The sequence below is a fragment of the Rahnella sp. EDr1-12 genome (assembly GCF_049206505.1).
GTDB classification, from domain to species: Bacteria; Pseudomonadota; Gammaproteobacteria; order Enterobacterales; family Enterobacteriaceae; genus Rahnella; species Rahnella rivi.
In genome coordinates this window covers 418,457-437,484 of the sequence record NZ_JBLZNY010000001.1, presented here as the reverse complement: position 1 = coordinate 437,484, position 19,028 = coordinate 418,457, and the positions used below count along the sequence as shown (strand labels likewise).

Here is a 19,028-nt window from a genome sequence, read left to right as displayed (position 1 = left end):
CATGACTGAGCAAACCCACGGGCCGGTACTGGAAATCGACAAGTTGCAGCTGGTCTTTCCGGTCTACGGCGGCGAAGTAAAAGCACTGAATCAGGTGTCACTGTCGGTCAGTGCCGGTGAAATTGTCGGCGTGGTCGGTGAGTCCGGTTCGGGCAAATCGGTCACCGCGATGATGGCGATGCGCCTGTTGCCGCCCGACGGTTTTACCGTCACCGGCGGCGAATTACGCATGCTCGGCACCGACGTGGTGCGCGCCAGTGAAGAGCAGATGCGTACTTTGCGCGGCGCACGCGTAGCGATGATTTTTCAGGAGCCGATGAACGCCCTGAACCCGACGCGCAAAATTGGCCGTCAGATGTGCGAAGTCATCTGCCTGCATCAGAAACTCAGCAAGGCGCAGGCGTGGCAAAAAGCCATCGGGTTACTGGATGACATGCAGATCGCCGACGCGGAGCAGGTGATGTCCCGCTATCCGTTTGAACTTTCAGGCGGTATGCGCCAGCGGGTGTTAATCGCCATGGCTTTTTCCTGCGAGCCGGAACTGATTATCGCCGACGAACCGACGACGGCGCTGGATGTCACGGTGCAGCGTCAGGTGCTGCGGTTACTCCAGCGCAAAGCCCGCGCCAGCGGTACCGCCGTGTTATTTATCACCCATGACATGGCGGTGGTGTCGCAGCTGTGCGACCGGGTTTACGTAATGTATGCCGGGCACGTGATCGAAAGCGGCAATACCACGGATGTGATCGACACGCCGTCGCACCCGTATTCCATCGGCCTGTTGCAGGCGGCACCGGAAAACGGCACCCCCCGCAGCCTGCTGAAAGCCATTCCCGGCACGGTGCCGAATCTGTCAAATCTGCCGCAGGGCTGTGCGTTTCGCGGGCGGTGTCATTATGCCGATGACCGCTGTTTAACCACGCCGGAACTTACCCCGCTGGCCCGGCATCCGCAGCAATCCGTTGCCTGCTGGCATCCGCAGCGTGAAATCCGCATCCAGCCGATTGAGGAGCTTTCCTGATGATTGATGAAGCGTTAGTCGAACTCCAGGATGTGCGCGTACGTTTTCCCGCAAGCTTTAACTGGCGCGGTAAACCGACGGGTTATGTGCATGCGCTGAACGGGCTGGATCTCAATATCATCCGTGGCGAAACCTTAGGGATTGTCGGCGAATCAGGCTGCGGAAAGAGCACGCTGGCACAATTACTGATGGGATTACAAAAGCCGAGCAGTGGGGAAATCCACCGCGCGCGCCACGACAATTCGTGGTTCGGTTCCGGGATGCAGATGGTGTTTCAGGATCCGCAATCGTCGCTGGATCCGCGTCTGCCTGTCTGGCGGATCATCACCGAGCCGGTGTTCGTGCAAAAACACAACAGCAGCCGCGAGCGCCGTGAACTGGCCGCCACGCTGGCGGAACAGGTAGGCATCCGTAAGGAATACCTCGACCGTCTGCCGCATGAATTTTCCGGCGGTCAGCGTCAGCGTATATCCATCGCCCGCGCGTTATCTTCAGAGCCAGACATCATTGTGCTGGATGAACCGACCTCCGCGCTGGATATTTCGGTGCAGGCGCAAATTCTCAATTTGCTGGTAGAACTGCAACGCCAGCGCAATCTGACCTACGTGCTGATTTCTCATAACGTATCCGTCGTGCGCCACATGAGCGACCGCGTGGCGGTGATGTATCTGGGGCAAATCGTTGAACTGGGTGCAGCAGAAAAAGTGCTGACCGAACCGCAGCATCCCTATACCCGGTTGCTGCTCGATTCCGTTCCCCGCGCGGGACGTGCGCTTGATGACGGAATAGTGGATAAGAAAGGGGAGTTACCCAGTAACCGAAATCTGCCGATGGGGTGTTATTTCCGCGAACGCTGCCCGCTGGCCGGCGACGGCTGCCAGATGCCGCAGGGTCTTGTCTGCGGGGCAGACGGGGTGGTGGCGAGGTGTCATCGGGTTATGCCGGAGCGGGTCTAAAGACGCTTTTTAATTTCAAGGTCAACGTCGTGGGTTGCCACCCACACGGGCCTTAAGGTCAAAACTGTGGGTTGCCATCCACACGGGCCTTAAGGTCAAAACCGTGGGTTGCCACCCACACCGGCCTTAAGGTCAAAACCGTGGGCGTCGGCCCACACCGACTTGGGGGGCGGCATATCGCCGCCGCCCCCCAAGACCCCCCGGGCTCTTTTACTGCGCGCTATCGCAGGAACGACGGACATGTTCCGAAGCTATCGTGAGTGGCGCAAATCCAGGTGCTTCGCACTGCCTTCTCTCGGTCTTCGAGCCATAGGTCTCGAAGCCGCTCCGTTCAGCTGGATTTTGAGCACGCCAGTTAACTTTTTGAAAAGATGAGAATCAGTCTGCTTTTGAATTTAAGATCGTGCGGGCGATTCAGAAATCTCGCTGAGTGAGAGGTTGCAGACCCGAGTTTTGAAAAGATGGGAATCAGTCTGCTTTTAAATTTAAGATCGTGCGGACGATTCAGAAATCTTGCTGAGTGAGAGGTTGCAGACCCGAGTTTTGAAAAGATGGGAATCAGTCTGCTTTTAAATTTAAGATCGTGCGGGCGATTCAGAAATCTTGCTGAGTGAGAGGTTGCAGACCAGAGTTTCAAAAGATGAGAGTCAGTCTGCTTTTGAATTTAAGATCGTGCGGGCGATTCAGAAATCTCGCTGAGTGAGAGGTCGCAGACCAGAGTGTTGAAAAGATGGGAATCAGTCTGCTTTTAAATTTAAGATCGTGCGGGCGATTCAGAAATCTTGCTGAACGGAGCGGCCTGGAGACCCAAGGCTCCAGGACCGAGAGAAGGAACCGCGCAGCGGCAAGATTTCCAGCCTGTCGCCGTGCTACCTGAAACATAGCCAGCGAGCGATAGCGCGCAGTAAAAGAGCCGGAGATTCTTAAGAGGCGCGGCGATAGGCGCCTCTTGAGGCCCGTGTGGGTGGCAACCCACGGTTTTGACCTTAAAGCCCGCGCGCCGGCACCCCCACGCCCCCCGACCTTATGATCGGTTCCCATCACCACGATGCAAAATATCCACGGTTTTCTCCCACTCAAACGGCTCCAGATCCGAATACCGGATCCCCTTCGCGGCCAGCGCATCCACCAGCCCTTGCTGGGCAAGCACGGTGCCGGAACTCATGTTCGGCGAGATGCCGACATCCGCGAGTGTTTTCACCACTTCGCGCATCTCCTCGGCGCGGCGTTTGCCGTGCTCGGCGATGCGGCTGATGAGATAGTGCGGCAACTGTGCGTCCCAGCCGAGTGACGGAAAGCTGGCGTGCAGCGAGGCCAGCACTTCATTCTCCACGCCGTACTGGCGTGCGGCGCTCAGGCATTCGGCGGTCAGGGCTTCGAGGCCTTTGATCATCACGCTGCGGCACATCTTAATGGCGGAAGCTTCTCCGACGGCGGTGCTGTGGACTTTGCTGTTAAATCCGTTTTCGTTCAGCCACTCGCTGATGGCGTAAACATGCGTGCCGCCCAGCAGCAACGGGGTTTTTAGCCGCGCAGGCGGGTAGGGTGCCATGACGGCGACGTCGATGTAATGGCCGCCCGCCTGTTCAATCAGCGCCATCGCCTCGCGTTTGGTGTTCGGCGAAACAGAATTCAGATCGAGAAAAAACTGTCCGGGCGCGAGATGCGGGGCGACGGCTTCGGCCACCTTTAGCGCTTCGGCGGCGGTCACGGCAGAGAACATGACCTGGCTGTTTTTTACGGCGTCTTCCACAAACAGCGCAAAGTTCACTCCGGCGTCACGGGCGCGCTGGCGTATCACCGCTGAGTCGCTTTGCTTATCAAAGGCCACGATATCCAGCGCCGGATTTTGGTTTTTTAAATCCGTAGCCAGAATCGTGCCGACCTCGCCGAGGCCAATTAAGGAAATGCGGGTGACGTTATTCATGATGCGGTTCCTGATGTTCGTCCTGATGGCCGTCCCACACACTGGCGGGGATGGCGACGCGGCCTTCAAAAATCAGGCGCGCGGTGCGTAACAGCGCGCAGCCTCTGAGGCGCTGTGCGCCGGTTTGAGTCGGATCAAGTTTTAGTTCCACACTGAACTCGCCGGTCGGGTGTTCGACGCTGACCCGCGGTGTGTCGCCGCAGGGTGTTTGCGCCAGTCCTTCGGTGATGCTGCCGGGGATCAGGCAGGCGCTGGCGACGCTGACCGCGCCGAGCACGCCAATCGAGGCGTGGCAGCGGTGCGGAATAAATGTCCGGCTGGAGATGGCGCCGCCGTTTCGCGGCTCAGCGATCAGCGTCATTTTCGGTACGGTGCGCTGCGAGACATCGCCGAGATTCATTTTCGGGCCCGCCTGCAAGCGGATCGACTCGAGACGCTGTTTCAGCGCCGTATCGGCATCCAGTTGTTCGCGGGTTTCATAGCCGCTGCGACCGACATCGGCGGCGCGCAGCAGGATCACCGGCATACCGTTGTCGATGCAGGTGACGTCAATGCCGTCGAAGGTATCGCGGGCGTTGCCGGTGGGCAGTAACGCCCCGCAACTGGAACCCGCGATATCGGCAAATTCGACGCTGATTTTAGCCGCCGTGCCGGGTACCCCGTCGATGCGCAATTCCCCCTGATAACTGACTTCACCGTCTCTGACCGGCACATGCGCGGTGGCAATCTGCCCGGTGTTTTCCATAAAAATGCGCACCGGCGTGATGCCGTCCAGCGGGCTGACCAGCTGCTTTTCGAGGGCGAACGGACCCACGGCGGCCAGAATATTGCCGCAATTTTGTCCGTAATCCACCCCCGCTTTATCGACATTCACCTGTGCAAACAGATAATCGACGTCGGCATCAGGCCGCGCGGAAGGGCGGATAATCGCCACTTTGCTGGTCAGCGGATCCGCACCGCCGAGGCCGTCAATCTGGCGCGGGTCAGGGGAACCCATCACTGCCAGCAGGACGCGGTCGCGCAACGCTTCATTTTGTGGCAAATCAGCGGCCAGGAAAAACGCCCCTTTCGAGGTGCCGCCGCGCATCAGCAGGCAGGGGATCCGGGTTTGTGGCATATCCGCTCCTCAGCGCTTTTCGGCCTGTTCTGCTTCTTCGGTGGAATCGAAATATTTCAGCCCTTTTTCTGCCAGACGCGGACGCATGTTGTAGATATCCAGCCCGAGTTCGCCGTCAGCCATTCTGGCGCGTTTGCTTTCTTCCAGCGTTTCCCGTTCGCGGCTGGCCTGCGCCACCCGGGCGACGTCTTCACGACGCACCACCACCACGCCGTCATCATCAGCCACGATGGCATCGCCGGGGTAAACCAGTTGCCCCGCACACACCACCGGCACGTTCACGGAACCGAGCGTTTCCTTGATGGTGCCCTGCGCATGAACCGCCCGCGACCAGACGCGAAATCCCATGTCGCGCAGGGTTTTGGTATCACGCACACCGAGATCGGCCACCAGCCCGACCACGCCGCGCGCTTTGAGCGATGTTGCCAGCAAATCACCGAAGAAACCGTCAGAACATGGCGAAGTTGGTGCCACCACCAGAATATCTCCCGGCTGACACTGTTCGACAGCCACGTGGAACATCCAGTTATCGCCCGGCGCGGTCAGCACGGTGACCGCGCTGCCGGAAATCGCACAATCTTGCTGGATCGGACGGATACCCGCCTCCAGCAAGCCTTTACGACCCTGTGCTTCATGTACCGTCGCGACGCCGAAGGCCGCGAGAGCGGTAACGTCCGCTTTATCTGCCCGTGGAATATGGCGAACCACGACGCCTTTTTTACCGACCAGACTCATGCTAAATCCTCCGTCACGCGCGGGAAGATGCTTTGATAACCTTCGCCGTAAACGATGTTTTTGGCGCTGGTGATACCGACGTTACGTTTCGCCTGCACGCCGCGCTGCTGGGCGACGCGGGTGTAGTATTCCCACAAATGTTCCTGACCGGCCATGCACTGAATGGCCTGATATTTTTTGTCCCAGACGTCGGTGATATCGAGCAGCACGTCGGGTTTCCAGTCGCACTGCTCCGGCTGATGTGGCTCAAAACAGTACACCGGTGGCGCGCCGACGATGGTTTCGCCGGGCTTATACCCCTCGGCCTGCGCGATAATCCGCGCTTCCTGCGCCAGATGCGTCGCCATCGGGTGATCGTAGTTGTACGGGTCTTTCAGGGAATGGGTCAGCACGAAATGCGGCTGCACACGGCGGTAAACGTCGGCCAGGCGGAACAGCGATTCTTTATCGGCACGCAGCGGATAATCGCCCATATCGAAAAATTCAACGGTGGCACCGAGAATTTCAGCGGCGGCCATCGCTTCTTCGCGACGCGAGGCTTTCACCACGTCCTCGGTCATATTGCCTTTGCGCCACAGTTTGGCGGATTCACCCCGTTCGCCGAACGACAGGCAAACGATGTGCACCGCGTAACCGGCCTGAGTATGTTTGGCGATGGCACCGCCCGCACGCCACACGAAATCGGCGGAATGGGCGCTGACAACTAATGCGCTTTTAGCATCATCTTTTTTGGGCTGAGTCATGAGGGTGTCCTTGGTTTTATTGTTCTCAAAATGTCTGAGTTCCATGCTGTCAGCCAACGTGCGTGACGGGTAATTCATTTGATTGCAGGGGGTATGCGTTTTATTTATATTGCAGCGAGGTGTCACGCAAAAAAACCAGAAGGGAGAAGGGGATGGCGGAAGCTGAGATGCTGAGTAACCTGATGCAAATACGGGCGTTTTGTCAGGTGGTCGATCAGGGGAGCGTATCCCGTGCGGCGGATGAACTGTACCGCACCCAGTCGGCGGTTACGCGGGCTATCCGTGACCTGGAACAGTTTCTCGATGTGCCGCTGTTTGAGCGCCACGCCAACGGCATGTTGCTGACGGATTTCGGCAAATGCGTCTTGCCCCGCGCACGGCGGGCCATTGCCGAGCTGCGCCAGATCCCGTCGCAGCTGGCGAAATTGCAGGGCAAAAGCGGCCAGCGGCGGGGCGATACTGAACCGCTGTATCTGTTTAACGTCCGGCGTCTGCAAATCTTTATCTCTTTGTGCAACACGCGGCATATGCAGACGGTGGCGACCCTGCTTGGTCTGAGTCAGCCTGCGGTCAGTGCCGCGCTGAAGGTGCTGGAAAACGGTGCCGGTCTGGCGCTGCTCGAACGTACGCCGCACGGCATGATGCCGTCGCTGGCGGGGCAGGATATCCTGCCGAATCTGCGCCGTGCGCTCAGCGAGCTGCGGCACATTCCCGCCGATCTTGCGGCTCGCCGCGGCGTGCTGGAAGGGACGGTGCAGGTTGGGGCGTTGCCGCTTGGCCGCACGCGGTTACTGCCGCAGGCGATCATCGGGCTGACGCAGCGTTACGCCGGGGTAAAAGTGGTCACCAATGAAAGCGCGTTCAGTGCGCTGGCCTCTGAGCTGCGTTCCGGCGAAGTGGATTTCATTTTTGGCGCACTGCGTTCCAGCGATTACGCGGCGGATATGGCGACTGAAACCCTGTTTACCGAAAGCATGGTGATTCTGGCGAGAAAGGGGCATCCGTTGCTGGCAGAGACCGTGACGCAGGAGCATTTGCGCAAAGCGCGCTGGGTGTTGCCGCGCGCCGAAACCCCCGCCCGACGCCTGCTGGACAACAGCTTTGCCGCCATGGACATGCCGCCGCCTGACCCGGTAGTGGAAAGTGGCGATCTGGGTATTGTGCGCGGGCTATTGCTCGGTTCCGACATGCTGGCAGCGGTGTCTGCCCGCCAGCTGGAACACGAGCTTGAATCCGGCGAACTGGTCAAACTGCCGCTGGAACTGGCCGATACGCACCGCGCCATCGGCCTGACGTTTCGCGCCGGCAGCCTGTTGTCACCGGCGGCCGGCGCGCTGGTCGAGGAGATCAGAAAGGTGTGCGGCTAAATTACTTCTTCAGATTCACCACTGCCTGCCTGATGGCATATTCATACCCCTGAATGCCAAACCCGCAGATCACGCCGACGGAGACGTCGGAGAGAAAGGAGTGATGGCGGAAGGCATCGCGTTTGTGCACGTTGGTGATGTGCACTTCGTACAGCGGCAGGCTGACGGCGGTCACCGCGTCGCGCAGGGCGACGGAGGTGTGCGTCCAGGCGGCAGCATTCAGGACGATGGCATCCGCGTTGCCGCGACAGGCCTGAATGCGGTCAATCAGCTCGCCTTCGTGATTGGTCTGGAAGAAGTCGATGGTGGCGCCGCAGCTTTCGCCGGTCTGATGACACAGCTTTTCGACAGTCGCCAGCGTGTCGTGACCGTAGGTTTCCGGCTCACGCGTGCCGAGCAGATTGAGATTCGGGCCGTTAAAGACGGCGATTTTATAATTCATGGTCTTTCCTTTCTTCAGTCATCCGTAAATCCAAACAACGCTTTCGGCGTCTGCCACAAAATCTGCTGACGGGTTTTTTCGTCGGGGAATAATTGCTCCACCAGCATCAGCAACGTGCCGAGATCCATCCGGTGTTCCGCCCGCAGGAACGGCCAGTCAGAACCCCACATGCAATGCTCAGCGCCAAAGGCATTGAGCAGGGCGTGCTGATAGGCGTGTCCGTCCTGATAAGGGAAAGGCTGGCGGCTGAACTTCGCCAGGCCCGAGAGTTTCACCCAGGTGCGTTGCTGGTCAGCCAGGCCGAGAAGTGCCTGAAACGCCGGTTGTTGCAGGCCCTGCGTGACGTCAGGGCGGCCGGAGTGATCAATCAGCAGCCGCGTTTTGCTGCGGTTGATCAGCGGCAGCAGCGCCAGCAGCTGATCGTTTTGCACCTGAATGGCCGCGAACAGTTCCAGTTCGGCAAGACGCCCCATCAGTCCGTCGAGATGCAGAAACGGCTCCGTGCCGAGCATCGCCACATTCATGGCGATGCCGACCACACCGGCCTGTTTCAGGCTGGCGAGTTGCTCAATGCTGATATCAAACGGCACCACGGCGATGCCTTTGAAGCGGCCATTGCCTTTTTCCAGCGCATCCAGCAGACAGGTGCTGTCGGTGTTGTAACCTGACGTCGGGCCGACAATCAGCGAGTGGCGGATGTTGTACGCCTGCATCACGGCGCGGTAATAATCGGTGGTGCCGATCTCGTGCCCTTGTGGACGATAAGGCGTGTCCGGAAGGTACGGGAAGCGCGCCGGATCAAACACGTGGTGATGAGTGTCGATCTTAGGTTGCTCAAAAATCGTCATGCTTTCGCTTTACCTGCTACTGAATAGAGAACTTGTTGATTGCGGGTTTTCTGGAATTCCTCCAGCGTTTCGCCGCGCATCGCGGAATAAATATGTAAGTTGGAGACGCCGACCACCGCGCCGAGTTTTTCCAGCAGGAAGAAGCTGACGCCGTAATGGATCATGCCGCGCCAGTCGAGTTCGCGCAGAAGTGTTTGTTCCTCTTCGGTCAGCTTCGTTTCCGCGAACAGCGCATGCTGATCGGTGAGAAAACGCTCGCGCCACGCAGGCTGGATCAGACGGTGCAGGAACCGGTTGATGCGCAGGGCTTTCAGACTGCGCGCCTGAGTGAACGGGTAGGTGCCCGGCAGCTTTTCGACCCCCGCCATTTGCTGTGCGATTTTGTCACGCTGGCGCTGCTGCACATCATACGGGGCTTCGCGGGACTGATTCTCAAGGATCAGCGTGGCGATACCGGTCATTGACGGCAGGTAATAGGCCTGATGCAGTTTCTTCACGTTGGCAGATAACGCCCCGCGCATCACCAGCCACATGATCACTTCCGCGCCTTCCATGCCGCCCAGCGTGGCGAATTCCGCCAGCGTCATTTCGGTCAAACGCTCCGGGTCGTTAACGATCATATCGACAAACTGTTCATCCCATGCCGGGTTGTTAAAACCGCAGCGTTCGCCGTGGACCTGATGGGAAACGCCGCCGGTGGCGACAATCGCTACGTTCAGATCTTCCGGAAAGCTTTCAATGGCGCGGCGCAGCGCCTGACCGAGTTTGTAACAGCGGCGGGAGGTCGGAATAGGGAACTGCAATACGCCGATTTGCAGCGGGACGATTTGCGTTGGCCAGCCGCCTTCGTGCGGCATCAGGGCAGAAAGCGGCGAGAACAGGCCGTGATCCAAAGGCTTATCCTGAAAGAAGGACATATCAAACTCGTCCGCCATCAGGCTGGCACCGATATGCTGCGACAGCGCCGCATGGCCTTTGACCGCAGGCAAATCGCGCGCGCCACCGCCTTCATCGGCCACTTCATAATGATCGTCAATACCCAGCGTAAATGCCGAATAGTGATCGAAGAAAAACGACGTGACGTGGTCGTTGAAAATGTAGACCAGCGCGTCAGGTTTCTTTTCTTCGAGCCATTTTTGCATCGGCGCAAAGCTTTCGAAAATCGGCGCCCAGGCACTTTCATCCTGCTTATTGTGGTCAACCGCAAAACCGATGGTCGGGGTATGTGAAACTGCTAAACCGCCTATGATTTTCGCCATCTTAAATCCTCAATACTTTTTGTAGGGTAACCGCGACGCCAATGTCGCGCCGCGTGAGCGATGTGTCTGACTTAGGTTTCTGATTCTTGTGTTTCTAATTATAAGGTGGCTAATCCAGAGACTAGCGGATATTCAGGGTGCGCGACAACTCCGGGATGTCAGTAATATCAACGCCTTTGATCATCTCGGCCGGGTGCGCCGCGCGGTGCAAAAGAATGCTCAGACCCGCCAGCAAGGCAGGCAGCGCCAGAATAATAAAGATCATGTTCTGGCCGGAGAAAACGCCGAGCAGGACGCCGCCCAGTGATGAGCTGATGATCGCGCCGCTGCGCCCGATGCCGTGCATCCAGCAGACGCCGGTGGCGCGCATTTCGGTCGGGTAGAAGGCCGGGGAAAAGGCCTGCAAGCCAGTCTGAGCGCCGTTAATGCACACGCCGCTGATGAACACCAGCAGGGCGAGAATGTCCGGGCCGAAGTTGCCGATGCCCTGCGAGAGCAGGCTGACCACGCCCATCATGTAGAAGCCTGCGATGACGCGTTTTGCAATGAATCTGTCCATCAACCCGCCGACCATCAGGCCGCCGAAGGTGCCGCCCAGCTGGAACAAACCGGCGACGATGGCCGCGCGCTCCAGTGAGAATCCGCCGTTACGCATAATGGTTGGCAGCCAGCCGTTGAGCAGATAAATCACGAACAGCCCCATGAAATAGGTGACCCACAAGACAATCGTGCCCTTGGCATAGCCGTTGGCGAACAGCTGGAAGACTTTGGCTTTTTTCTGAATCACCGGGGCTTTAAGCACAAATTTGGTGCCTTCGCTGAACACGCCACCGGCGCGGGTCAGCACTTTGGCGATTTTCTCTTTCGCTACGTTGCGCACCACCATGTACATGGCGGATTCCGGCAGGATCCACATCAGCAGAGGCAGCATTAGCAGAGGCAGGATCCCGCCCGCAAAAATCACCGCTTTCCAGCCAAAATGCGGCAGCAAACCGGCGGCAACAAACCCGCCTGCGCCGGAACCGACGTTAAAGCCGCTGTACATCACGGTGATCATCAGGCTGCGGCGGCGTTCGGGCATATATTCCGACACCAGCGTCACGGTATTAGGCATCACCGCCCCTAATCCCAGGCCGGTGAGAAAACGCAGGATCGCCATTTCCACCGGCGTGCGGGCAAAGGTGCTCAGCAGGCTGAACAGCGCGAAACAGAGAATCGACCACATCAGCACCCGTTTGCGACCGAACCGGTCCGCATTTGGCCCGGCAATCAGCGCACCGATCGCCACACCAAACATGGCGGCGCCTAAAATCGGGCCCATTTCCGCACGGCTGATGCCCCAGTCTTCGATCAGCGCCGGGGCGATAAAGCCCATCACCGCGGCGTCGTAACCGTCGAACATAATGATGATGAAACACAGGGACAGGACCACCCATTGATATTTGGATATCGGGCGGTCGTCTATCCAGGCTTTCACGTCCACGATGGAGTTGTTGCTCATAGGGTACGCTCTCTGTTTTTTTTATTAATATGTGATCGGATTAAAACTTTGAAAAAAATTTCACTGACCGGCTTAGCACGCACAACGGTCGAGAAGGGTTTTTATTAAGATTATTTTATTTGTTAAACAATGAGTTGGTTATTCATTGTGGTGCTTCCTGATAACCAACTTAGGGGCTGGAAAGCGCGCTGTCTGCCATAAAATCATTATGCAGGTATGAGTTTTATTTATATGAAGGCATAAAAAAACGGCAGACAGGCTGCCGTGATGCAAAGCGTTAATCAGCAGAGAGGAGGAAAGTGGACACTGCACACCACCGGGCTACGCAGGCATATCCCAGAAACAGTCGCTGTCGAGCGTGACGGACGCGATTTTTTGCACCGGCCCGCGCATGTTGACCTGAAAATCACCGCTGAAACGGATGGCAAGTTTTCCTCCCGGCATATGCACCGTGACATTTTCGTCCACCAGCCCCAATTTGTGCATCGCGCTGGCCGCTGCACAACTGCTGCTGCCGGACGCCAGCGTATACCCGGCGCCGCGTTCCCAGATGCCGATACTGATGTTGCTTCTGTCCAGCACTTGCACGAACTGCACGTTGGTCCGTTTCGGGAAAATCGCCAGTGTTTCGATTTCCCCGCCGAGTTGTTTCACGACATCCAGATCCAGTTTTTCAACGCGGATCACGCAGTGCGGATTACCCATGGAAACCAGTGTCGCGCAAAGATGATGTCCGCCCGCAACCAGTGGCAGCGCGAGGGCTTCATCACCTTCAACATTGGCCGGTAAGGCCGCCGGGGAGAATTTTGCCTGGCCCATATCGACAATCACCTGATGCGCGCCTTCAGTCACTTCGCAACGCACCTGGCCACCCGAGGTATTCACCAGAAAGGGTTCATGGGATACGCGGCCTGTATCAAACAGGTAGCGGGCGTAAATGCGCAGTCCGTTGCCGCTTTTCTCGGCCTCAGAACCGTCGGGATTGATAATGCGCAGCGAGGGGATGTCGGCGTCGTCATGGTCGATCAGCAAACCGTCGGAACCGATGCCGTAATGACGGTCGCAGATGCGCCGGATTTGCTCATGGCTGAGCTGGGCGGCGACGCTGTGATGGCAGACCAGATAATCGTTACCCAGTCCGTGATAGCGGTGAAAAATCATTGTGGCAGCTCCGGAAGTATTCATCATTGATATGAATAGATTTAATCGGAAACTGCCCATTTGTCAGCTAATTTCAGGCATGCAACCACGCCAGACCTTCAGCCTTCATCTCTTTTTCGAGCTGGCTGAATTTTGTGGCGAAAATACGCTTCACCGGAAAGCCGCTCTGTTCCAGCAGATAAGCCAGCGGCGCATATTCACGCGGGTATTTCGCGACGATGGATTGATCAATGTCCACCAGACCTTGCGGGAAGGTAAAAGTCCCCATGTCATAAACAGACTGGCGTTTTACGATGCGCCACACGCCGTCTCGTTTTTCGATCAGATCATAAAAGCGGTTGTGGTTGCTGCAACCAATGCCGAGTTTGACATTTTCGCCGACAATCATCGCGTTGGTTTCTGCAATGGCGCGGTTACCGTTAAAGGTGATGGCGGGGGAGGCTATCAGGTGCTTCGTCACAAGATCAGAACCGCCCATCTTTTTTGAGCCTTCCACAAACTGGCTGAAGATGCCTTCAAACCAGGTGACTTCAATGGTGCCGTCATCGTGGAAAAGTTCAAGCAGCTGATCCCACTGGGATAAATCGCGGTGGATCCAGCCGTTCATCAGGTCGGCTATATCTTGCTGGTCTTGCAGTGCAGGGGTCATGGTAAGGCTCCGAAATAAACAGGGAACTTATGCTACATTTTAAATAGTCACATTAGCAACTATACCTTAAGTTATTTGTTTGCCAGATGTAACCAACGTCATGATTGTGGCCGTTTGCGGGGCGGCAAATCCCTGCGCCTTTTCACTTAACCCCTTGTCAGGTTTTCTGGAAGATATCCCGAGATTCCCGCTGCAAGTCTGTGCAAATCCGTTTAATGCTTCTTTTTTTATCACTTTGTGGAGTACGATTTATAGATTATAGTCTATACAAGGATGACGCATTATGTGGCCGGTACTCACAACGGATATGTTCGATGCATGGTTTGAACGACAGGATGGTAAAACTCAGGAGAAGTTACTGGCCGGAATGCTGGCGCTGGCTATCGGCGGGCCGGAAACAGGAAGGCCGCTGGTGGATACGGTCTATGAATCCGCTTATACGCACATGAAAGAACTGCGTGTGCAGCACAGAGGAAACCCGTTCAGGGCTTTCTTTGCCTTCGATCCCTTTCGCCAGGCAATTATTCTTTGCGCGGCGAAGAAAGAAGGAAACGAAAAACTCTTTTATCAGCGGATGTTAAGAATGGCCGACCGGGCCTATCTGGAACATCTGCAGCAGCCGCAAGGAGCAAGTCATGGCTAAAAATCTTAAGCAGTTAATGTCAGAACGTTCTCAGGCAAGTCAGGAACGTATCACCCATATGGCAGAGGAAATGCTGCTGGAAGTCCGGCTGCAGGCGCTGCGTGAGCAACTGGTGTTATCACAGGCCGAAGTCGCGAAAGCCATGGGGATCAGTCAACCTTCTGTGGTCGCCATTGAACAACGCGGAAACGACATCAAACTCTCCACCATGAAACGGTATATCGAAGCAATGGGCGGGAAGCTGCGGCTGAACGTCGAAATGCCAGACGGCAAACATATGGAGTTTGCCGTCTGAATGCTGGGGAAGGTGGGGAGGCTGAACCTGAAGGCTAGCTGCCGAGTCGCCCCATGACTGAAGCCCCGACTAACCCGCCGCCGGTCAGGAATTTCCCGGGTATCAGCAGCGGCTCGGTGTAGGTATGCAGCACGCCGGCGCGTACTTTTTGATCCAGCGCGGCGATCAGTTCTGTCGCCGAAGCCAGGCCGCCGCCTGCGACGATCCGTGAAGGACCGAGAATATTCACCAGCAGCGCCAGCGGTTCGGCGACCAGTTCCAGCCAGGCGTTCACGGTGAGAGAGGCATCGGTATCGCCATTCAGCCAGCCGGTCACAATTTCCAGACTGGTGTTTTGCTGGCGGTGGAAATGCTGATGCAAACGCTCCATGCCGCGTGCGCCACCGAGCATGTCGAGACAACCGGTCTGCCCGCAGCCGCATGTCAGGCGCGGAACGCAGTAGCTTTCGCCATTGAGTGTCAGCGCCGTGCGGGTAATAGCGCCATGCCCCCATTCACCGGTGACACCCCCGTGGCCGCGCACCAGCTGGCCATTGATCACCAGACCCCCGCCAACGCCGGTACCTAAAATGATGGCGGCGACCACAGCATGATGTTGTGCGTTGCCCGCATGAGCTTCGGCAAGGGCGAAACAGTCGGCATCGTTAGCGGCAGTGACCGGGCGCTCAAGCGCAACGCTGAGATCTTTCGCCAGTGAATGGCCGGTAAAGGCTGGAATGTTGGTTGCCAGCATTTCGCCCGTTTGCGGTGAAACCAGACCGGCAGTGGAAATGGCGAGCGGGGTGGATGACGGTAAATCCGCCCCGTAACGGGTGATGAGTGTTTGCATGGCATCGACGAAATCGTCCCAGGAGGCGACGGGTGTCGGGACTTTGCCGCACTCTTCAATTTCGCCAGAACGACGTGAAATGCCAAATTTAATAAACGAACCGCCGATATCGGCGCAAAAAACGGCTGAGGTCATGAGCGTGTGTCCAGTAAATCTCGCAGTCCGTCGCCCAGTACGTTAAAACCAAGCACGGTCAGCATAATGGCCAGACCGGGGAACAGCGAAAGGTAAATATTAATGCCGAGGAAGTTGCGGCCATCGCTCATCATGGTACCCCATTCCGGCATCGGCGGCTGCACGCCAAGCCCGAGAAATGAGAGGCTGGCAGCGGCGAGGATCACCGTACCGGCGGTCAGCGTCGATTGCACGATAATCGGCCCGATGGCATTGCGTAGAATGTAATGCACGATGATGCGGTAGTTCGATAAACCCAGCGCCTGTGCGGCCTCGACGTATTCCATCTGCTTTAATCCGAGCGTCAGGTTACGGCTCAGGCGCGCGTACACCGGGATGGCAAACAATGAAATCGCGATCAGCAAGTTTACCAGCCCGCCGCCGAGAATACTGACCACCAGAATCGCCAGCACGATGCCCGGAAACGCGAACAACATGTCCATAAACCACATGATGATCATGTCGGTATAACGCCCCGCCATACCGGCGATAATTCCCAGCGGAATGCCGATAATCATCGCCAGCCCGACGCTCAGCACTACTTCGATAATCGAAATGCGTGCGCCATAAATCACGCGGGCAAAAATATCGCGGCCATAATCGTCTGTGCCAAACCAGTGACCGGCATCGGGCGGCAGCAGGGTATCAATCAGATCCTGAGCGTAAGGATCGTGACGGGTGATAAGCGGCGCGAAAAGGCCAGCCAGCACGATCAGGCTGACGATAAAACCGCCGAGGGTCACGGCAGGATGACGCCATAACCAGCGGAAAAAGCGCAGCGTGCGCGGTTTGCGACGGGCTAATGGCGTGATAATGGCAGACATTAATCGAACCTTATTTTTGGATTCAGGAAAGCGATCAGTAATTCACCGAGCAGGTTCATCACCACCACGCCGCAGACGGCGACCAGCGCCACGCCCTGAATCACCGGGTAATCGCGATAGCGCACGGAATCCACCAGCAGGCGGCCAATGCCCGGCCAGTTGAAGACGGATTCTGTGACCACCGCGCCGCCAATCAGGCTGCCGAAATTGAGCGCCACGATAGTGACAATCGGGATCAACGCATTACGAAACGCATGGCTGCAATAGACGGTGGTGGCGGATAACCCTTTGGCGCGCGCTGTGCGGATATAATCTTCCGATAACACATCCAGCATGCTGGAGCGTGTCATGCGCGCCATCACTGCCATCGGTAAAACGGCCAGCGTGACCGAAGGCAAAATGTAGCTTTTCCATGACGTCGCGCCGAGTAACGGCAACCAGCCAAGACTGACCGAGAAGGTGTTCATTGCCATCAGCCCCAGCCAGAAGTTGGCGATGGACGCACCGGCAATCGCCAGCAACATCACGCCAAAATCCGGCCAGCGGTTACGGTACACCGCGCCTATCATGCCCGCCGGAACGCCCACCGCCACCGCCAGAAAATACGCCAGCACGGCCAGCATCAGGGTATACGGCATACGTTCACCAATTTCCTGCGTGACCGGCTGCTGCGACTGCAATGAGACGCCGAGATTGCCGTGTAAAACGTCACCGGCAAAATGCAGGTATTGCGTCACCAGCGGTTGATCAAGCCCGAGGCGCACACGCATGGCATCGACCGCTTCCTGCGTGGCTTCGGGACCGGCCATCAGACGCGCCGGATCCCCCGGCAGCGCACGGATGGAGACAAAAATCAGCATCGACACGCCGATCAGGATGATCGGGAAGGCGATGAGTTTTTTGGCAAGGTAAGCTTTCATGGTGCTTTTCCACTGTTCATGCCGCAGTTATTTTTTCTGTGCATCTTTAACCACAATTTGCCCGCCCGGGATCATCGTGACGCCTGAAATGTTTTTGCCGGTGGCGTACAAATCATTCTGGTAATACAACAGTACCTGCGGCGCCTGCTGGTTAATCTCTTTCTGCGCATCGACGTAAATCGCGTTACGGGTATTTTCATCCAGCGTCGAAGCCGCTTTGTCTAACATCTCATCCAGTTTCGGATCGCTGAAGAAGCCCAGATTGGCGCCGCCCGGTGCGAAACTTTTGCTGTAGTAAAGCGGACGAAGTTGCAGATCTGCGCCGTTCGCGCCGGAAGACCAGGAGGCCAGAACCGCGCCGGTGTTGTCGGCTTTTTTACCGGCCTGATCGGCAAACGCTGCCTTAGTCCACACGCCGCTTTCCATGATTTTCACGTCCAGTTTCACGCCGATTTTCGCCCACATGCTTTGCAGCACCTGACCGATGCGGGCGTCCTGACCCTGCACCGCAATCGACATGGTGAAACCGTCAGCGACACCGGCTTCTTTGAGCAGGGCTTTGGCTTTTGCCAGATCCAGCGGATACGGGTTGAGTGTTTTGTCATAACCGGCGGTGACCGGTGCCAGCGGTGAGTTCGCCGGTTGTGCGAAACCGGACATGATGGCGCGCACCAGCCCGTCGCGGTCGGTGGCGAAGTTCAGTGCCTGACGCACGCGGACGTCGCTCAGCGGTTTGAGATCGGTGTTCAGCGCCACCCAGAATACGGAAGCGCCAGGGCTTTCATGCAGGTCAAACTTCGGATTGTTCTTCAGCACGCGGGCAAACTGCGGCGGGACAGGGTTGATGACGTCGGCTTCACCGGCCTGCAACGCCATGTTCATCACCGAAGGTTCGGCGCTCCAGGTCCATTTGATGTCATCCGGCCCGGCGGCTTTATCGCCCCAGTAACCCGGATATTTTTCTTCCAGCACGAATTCGCCGGTCTTGTACTGCACCATTTTGTAAGGACCGGTGCCGACGGCCTTGCTGTCGAGCGTGCCGGTTTTATCCGCCGCCGGGCTGACCATCAGACAGGCGCCGGTGGTCAGTAGATTCAGGAAGGCCGGGTACGGTTTTTTCAGTTTGAACACGACGGTGGATTCGTCGGTTTTGGTCACGCTGTCGAGGAAGGTACGCAGACGTCCGCTGGCTGCCAGACCGCGTTTGGTGTCGAGATGACGGGCGAAGTTGGCGACGACGGCGTCGGCGTTAAACGGTGTGCCGTCGTGGAAGGTCACACCGCTGCGCAGTTTGAAGGTCCACACCAGACCACTTTCGTCACTGCTCCACGAGGTTGCCAGCGCCGCTTCCGGTTTGAGTTGCGGCGACATGCGCAGCAGGCCTTCGTACATCGGGTCCAGTACCGTGCCGGTAAAAGTGGCGGTCTGGTTGCCCGGATCCATACTGCGCGGCGCTTCGTTTTGCATCACGTTCAGCGTGGCGGCAAAAACCGGCAGCGAAAAGGCGGCGAGCAGTGCGCTGCTCAGCAGCGTTAACTGCACGGGACGCCGGATGTAACGGGTAATCTTCATGTTCTGCCCTCTGCGTGAAAAATCGGATTAAGTGGCTCTGGCTCA

19 protein-coding genes are annotated in these 19,028 nt (G+C 57.3%); 5 read left to right on the top strand and 14 right to left on the bottom strand.

Annotation, left to right across the window (positions count from 1 at the left end; all coding sequences use genetic code 11):
- Position 1: 1 nt before the first annotated feature.
- Together ACO0U8_RS01870 and ACO0U8_RS01865 are read left to right on the top strand one after the other, a co-directional pair.
- On the top strand, positions 2-1,021 hold the full coding sequence (locus tag ACO0U8_RS01870) for an ABC transporter ATP-binding protein (RefSeq protein WP_421670167.1): 1,020 nt from the start codon (positions 2-4) through the stop codon (positions 1,019-1,021).
- Positions 1,021-1,977 carry an oligopeptide/dipeptide ABC transporter ATP-binding protein gene (locus ACO0U8_RS01865; protein ID WP_421670166.1) on the top strand — a complete coding sequence of 319 codons (957 nt, stop codon included), beginning with the start codon at positions 1,021-1,023 and terminating at the stop codon, positions 1,975-1,977. Before ACO0U8_RS01870 ends, ACO0U8_RS01865 begins: the two co-directional genes overlap by 1 nt.
- A gap of 1,024 nt (positions 1,978-3,001) precedes the next feature.
- Here the strand turns inward: ACO0U8_RS01865 and ACO0U8_RS01860 are convergent.
- The 4 genes from ACO0U8_RS01860 to galB are packed head-to-tail and all read right to left on the bottom strand — an operon-like array spanning position 3,002 to position 6,499.
- Positions 3,002-3,904 carry a DUF1932 domain-containing protein gene (locus ACO0U8_RS01860; RefSeq protein ID WP_421670165.1) on the bottom strand — a complete coding sequence of 301 codons (903 nt, stop codon included), beginning with the start codon at positions 3,902-3,904 and terminating at the stop codon, positions 3,002-3,004.
- Complete coding sequence (locus tag ACO0U8_RS01855) at positions 3,897-5,021, bottom strand: 4-oxalomesaconate tautomerase (protein ID WP_421670164.1); 1,125 nt, start codon at positions 5,019-5,021, stop codon at positions 3,897-3,899. Before ACO0U8_RS01855 ends, ACO0U8_RS01860 begins: the two co-directional genes overlap by 8 nt.
- Before the next feature lie 9 nt (positions 5,022-5,030).
- A complete protein-coding gene (locus ACO0U8_RS01850) occupies positions 5,031-5,756 on the bottom strand; it encodes a 4-carboxy-4-hydroxy-2-oxoadipate aldolase/oxaloacetate decarboxylase (protein ID WP_183846676.1) in 726 nt (241 codons plus the stop codon).
- On the bottom strand, positions 5,753-6,499 hold the full coding sequence (gene galB, locus ACO0U8_RS01845) for a 4-oxalmesaconate hydratase (protein ID WP_056781025.1): 747 nt from the start codon (positions 6,497-6,499) through the stop codon (positions 5,753-5,755). The genes ACO0U8_RS01850 and galB overlap by 4 nt, the downstream gene beginning before the upstream one ends.
- Before the next feature lie 152 nt (positions 6,500-6,651).
- On the opposite strand from galB, the gene ACO0U8_RS01840 reads away from it, so the two are divergent.
- Positions 6,652-7,866 (top strand): LysR family transcriptional regulator, encoded by a 1,215-nt coding sequence (locus ACO0U8_RS01840; RefSeq protein ID WP_421670163.1) that lies wholly within the window; start codon positions 6,652-6,654, stop codon positions 7,864-7,866.
- Between the two features lies 1 nt (position 7,867).
- Here ACO0U8_RS01840 and aroQ read toward each other — a convergent pair whose 3' ends face one another.
- From aroQ to ACO0U8_RS01810, 6 genes are all read right to left on the bottom strand, one after another.
- Positions 7,868-8,308 carry a type II 3-dehydroquinate dehydratase gene (gene aroQ / locus ACO0U8_RS01835; protein WP_056780876.1) on the bottom strand — a complete coding sequence of 147 codons (441 nt, stop codon included), beginning with the start codon at positions 8,306-8,308 and terminating at the stop codon, positions 7,868-7,870.
- A 14-nt stretch (positions 8,309-8,322) separates the two neighbouring features.
- Positions 8,323-9,156, bottom strand: coding sequence for an amidohydrolase family protein (locus tag ACO0U8_RS01830; protein ID WP_421670162.1), 834 nt, complete (start codon positions 9,154-9,156; stop codon positions 8,323-8,325).
- Positions 9,153-10,415: a gallate dioxygenase gene (locus tag ACO0U8_RS01825; protein WP_421670161.1), complete on the bottom strand. Its 1,263-nt coding sequence runs from the start codon at positions 10,413-10,415 to the stop codon at positions 9,153-9,155. The genes ACO0U8_RS01830 and ACO0U8_RS01825 overlap by 4 nt, the downstream gene beginning before the upstream one ends.
- A gap of 121 nt (positions 10,416-10,536) precedes the next feature.
- The gene (locus tag ACO0U8_RS01820; protein ID WP_421670160.1) at positions 10,537-11,916 is read right to left on the bottom strand and encodes an MFS transporter; all 1,380 of its coding nucleotides are present in this window, start codon (positions 11,914-11,916) and stop codon (positions 10,537-10,539) included.
- A gap of 321 nt (positions 11,917-12,237) precedes the next feature.
- Positions 12,238-13,077 (bottom strand): diaminopimelate epimerase, encoded by an 840-nt coding sequence (dapF, locus tag ACO0U8_RS01815; protein ID WP_421670159.1) that lies wholly within the window; start codon positions 13,075-13,077, stop codon positions 12,238-12,240.
- Between the two features lie 73 nt (positions 13,078-13,150).
- Positions 13,151-13,726: a nuclear transport factor 2 family protein gene (locus tag ACO0U8_RS01810; RefSeq protein ID WP_421670158.1), complete on the bottom strand. Its 576-nt coding sequence runs from the start codon at positions 13,724-13,726 to the stop codon at positions 13,151-13,153.
- 283 nt (positions 13,727-14,009) lie between these two features.
- Between ACO0U8_RS01810 and ACO0U8_RS01805 the strand changes: the two genes are divergently transcribed.
- Both ACO0U8_RS01805 and ACO0U8_RS01800 read left to right on the top strand, forming a co-directional pair.
- On the top strand, positions 14,010-14,369 hold the full coding sequence (locus tag ACO0U8_RS01805; RefSeq protein WP_056780852.1) for a type II toxin-antitoxin system RelE/ParE family toxin: 360 nt from the start codon (positions 14,010-14,012) through the stop codon (positions 14,367-14,369).
- Positions 14,362-14,664 carry a helix-turn-helix domain-containing protein gene (locus ACO0U8_RS01800; RefSeq protein ID WP_421670157.1) on the top strand — a complete coding sequence of 101 codons (303 nt, stop codon included), beginning with the start codon at positions 14,362-14,364 and terminating at the stop codon, positions 14,662-14,664. The genes ACO0U8_RS01805 and ACO0U8_RS01800 overlap by 8 nt, the downstream gene beginning before the upstream one ends.
- A 34-nt stretch (positions 14,665-14,698) precedes the next feature.
- Here ACO0U8_RS01800 and ACO0U8_RS01795 read toward each other — a convergent pair whose 3' ends face one another.
- The 4 genes from ACO0U8_RS01795 to ACO0U8_RS01780 are packed head-to-tail and all read right to left on the bottom strand — an operon-like array spanning position 14,699 to position 18,983.
- Positions 14,699-15,628 carry an ROK family protein gene (locus tag ACO0U8_RS01795; protein ID WP_421670156.1) on the bottom strand — a complete coding sequence of 310 codons (930 nt, stop codon included), beginning with the start codon at positions 15,626-15,628 and terminating at the stop codon, positions 14,699-14,701.
- The gene (locus tag ACO0U8_RS01790) at positions 15,625-16,491 is read right to left on the bottom strand and encodes an ABC transporter permease (protein WP_056780840.1); all 867 of its coding nucleotides are present in this window, start codon (positions 16,489-16,491) and stop codon (positions 15,625-15,627) included. The genes ACO0U8_RS01795 and ACO0U8_RS01790 overlap by 4 nt, the downstream gene beginning before the upstream one ends.
- Entirely contained in the window at positions 16,491-17,411 is a 921-nt protein-coding gene (locus ACO0U8_RS01785) for an ABC transporter permease (protein ID WP_183846697.1), read from the bottom strand. The genes ACO0U8_RS01790 and ACO0U8_RS01785 overlap by 1 nt, the downstream gene beginning before the upstream one ends.
- Positions 17,412-17,438: 27 nt before the next feature.
- Positions 17,439-18,983: an ABC transporter substrate-binding protein gene (locus tag ACO0U8_RS01780; RefSeq protein WP_056780835.1), complete on the bottom strand. Its 1,545-nt coding sequence runs from the start codon at positions 18,981-18,983 to the stop codon at positions 17,439-17,441.
- Between the last annotated feature and the right edge of the window lie 45 nt (positions 18,984-19,028).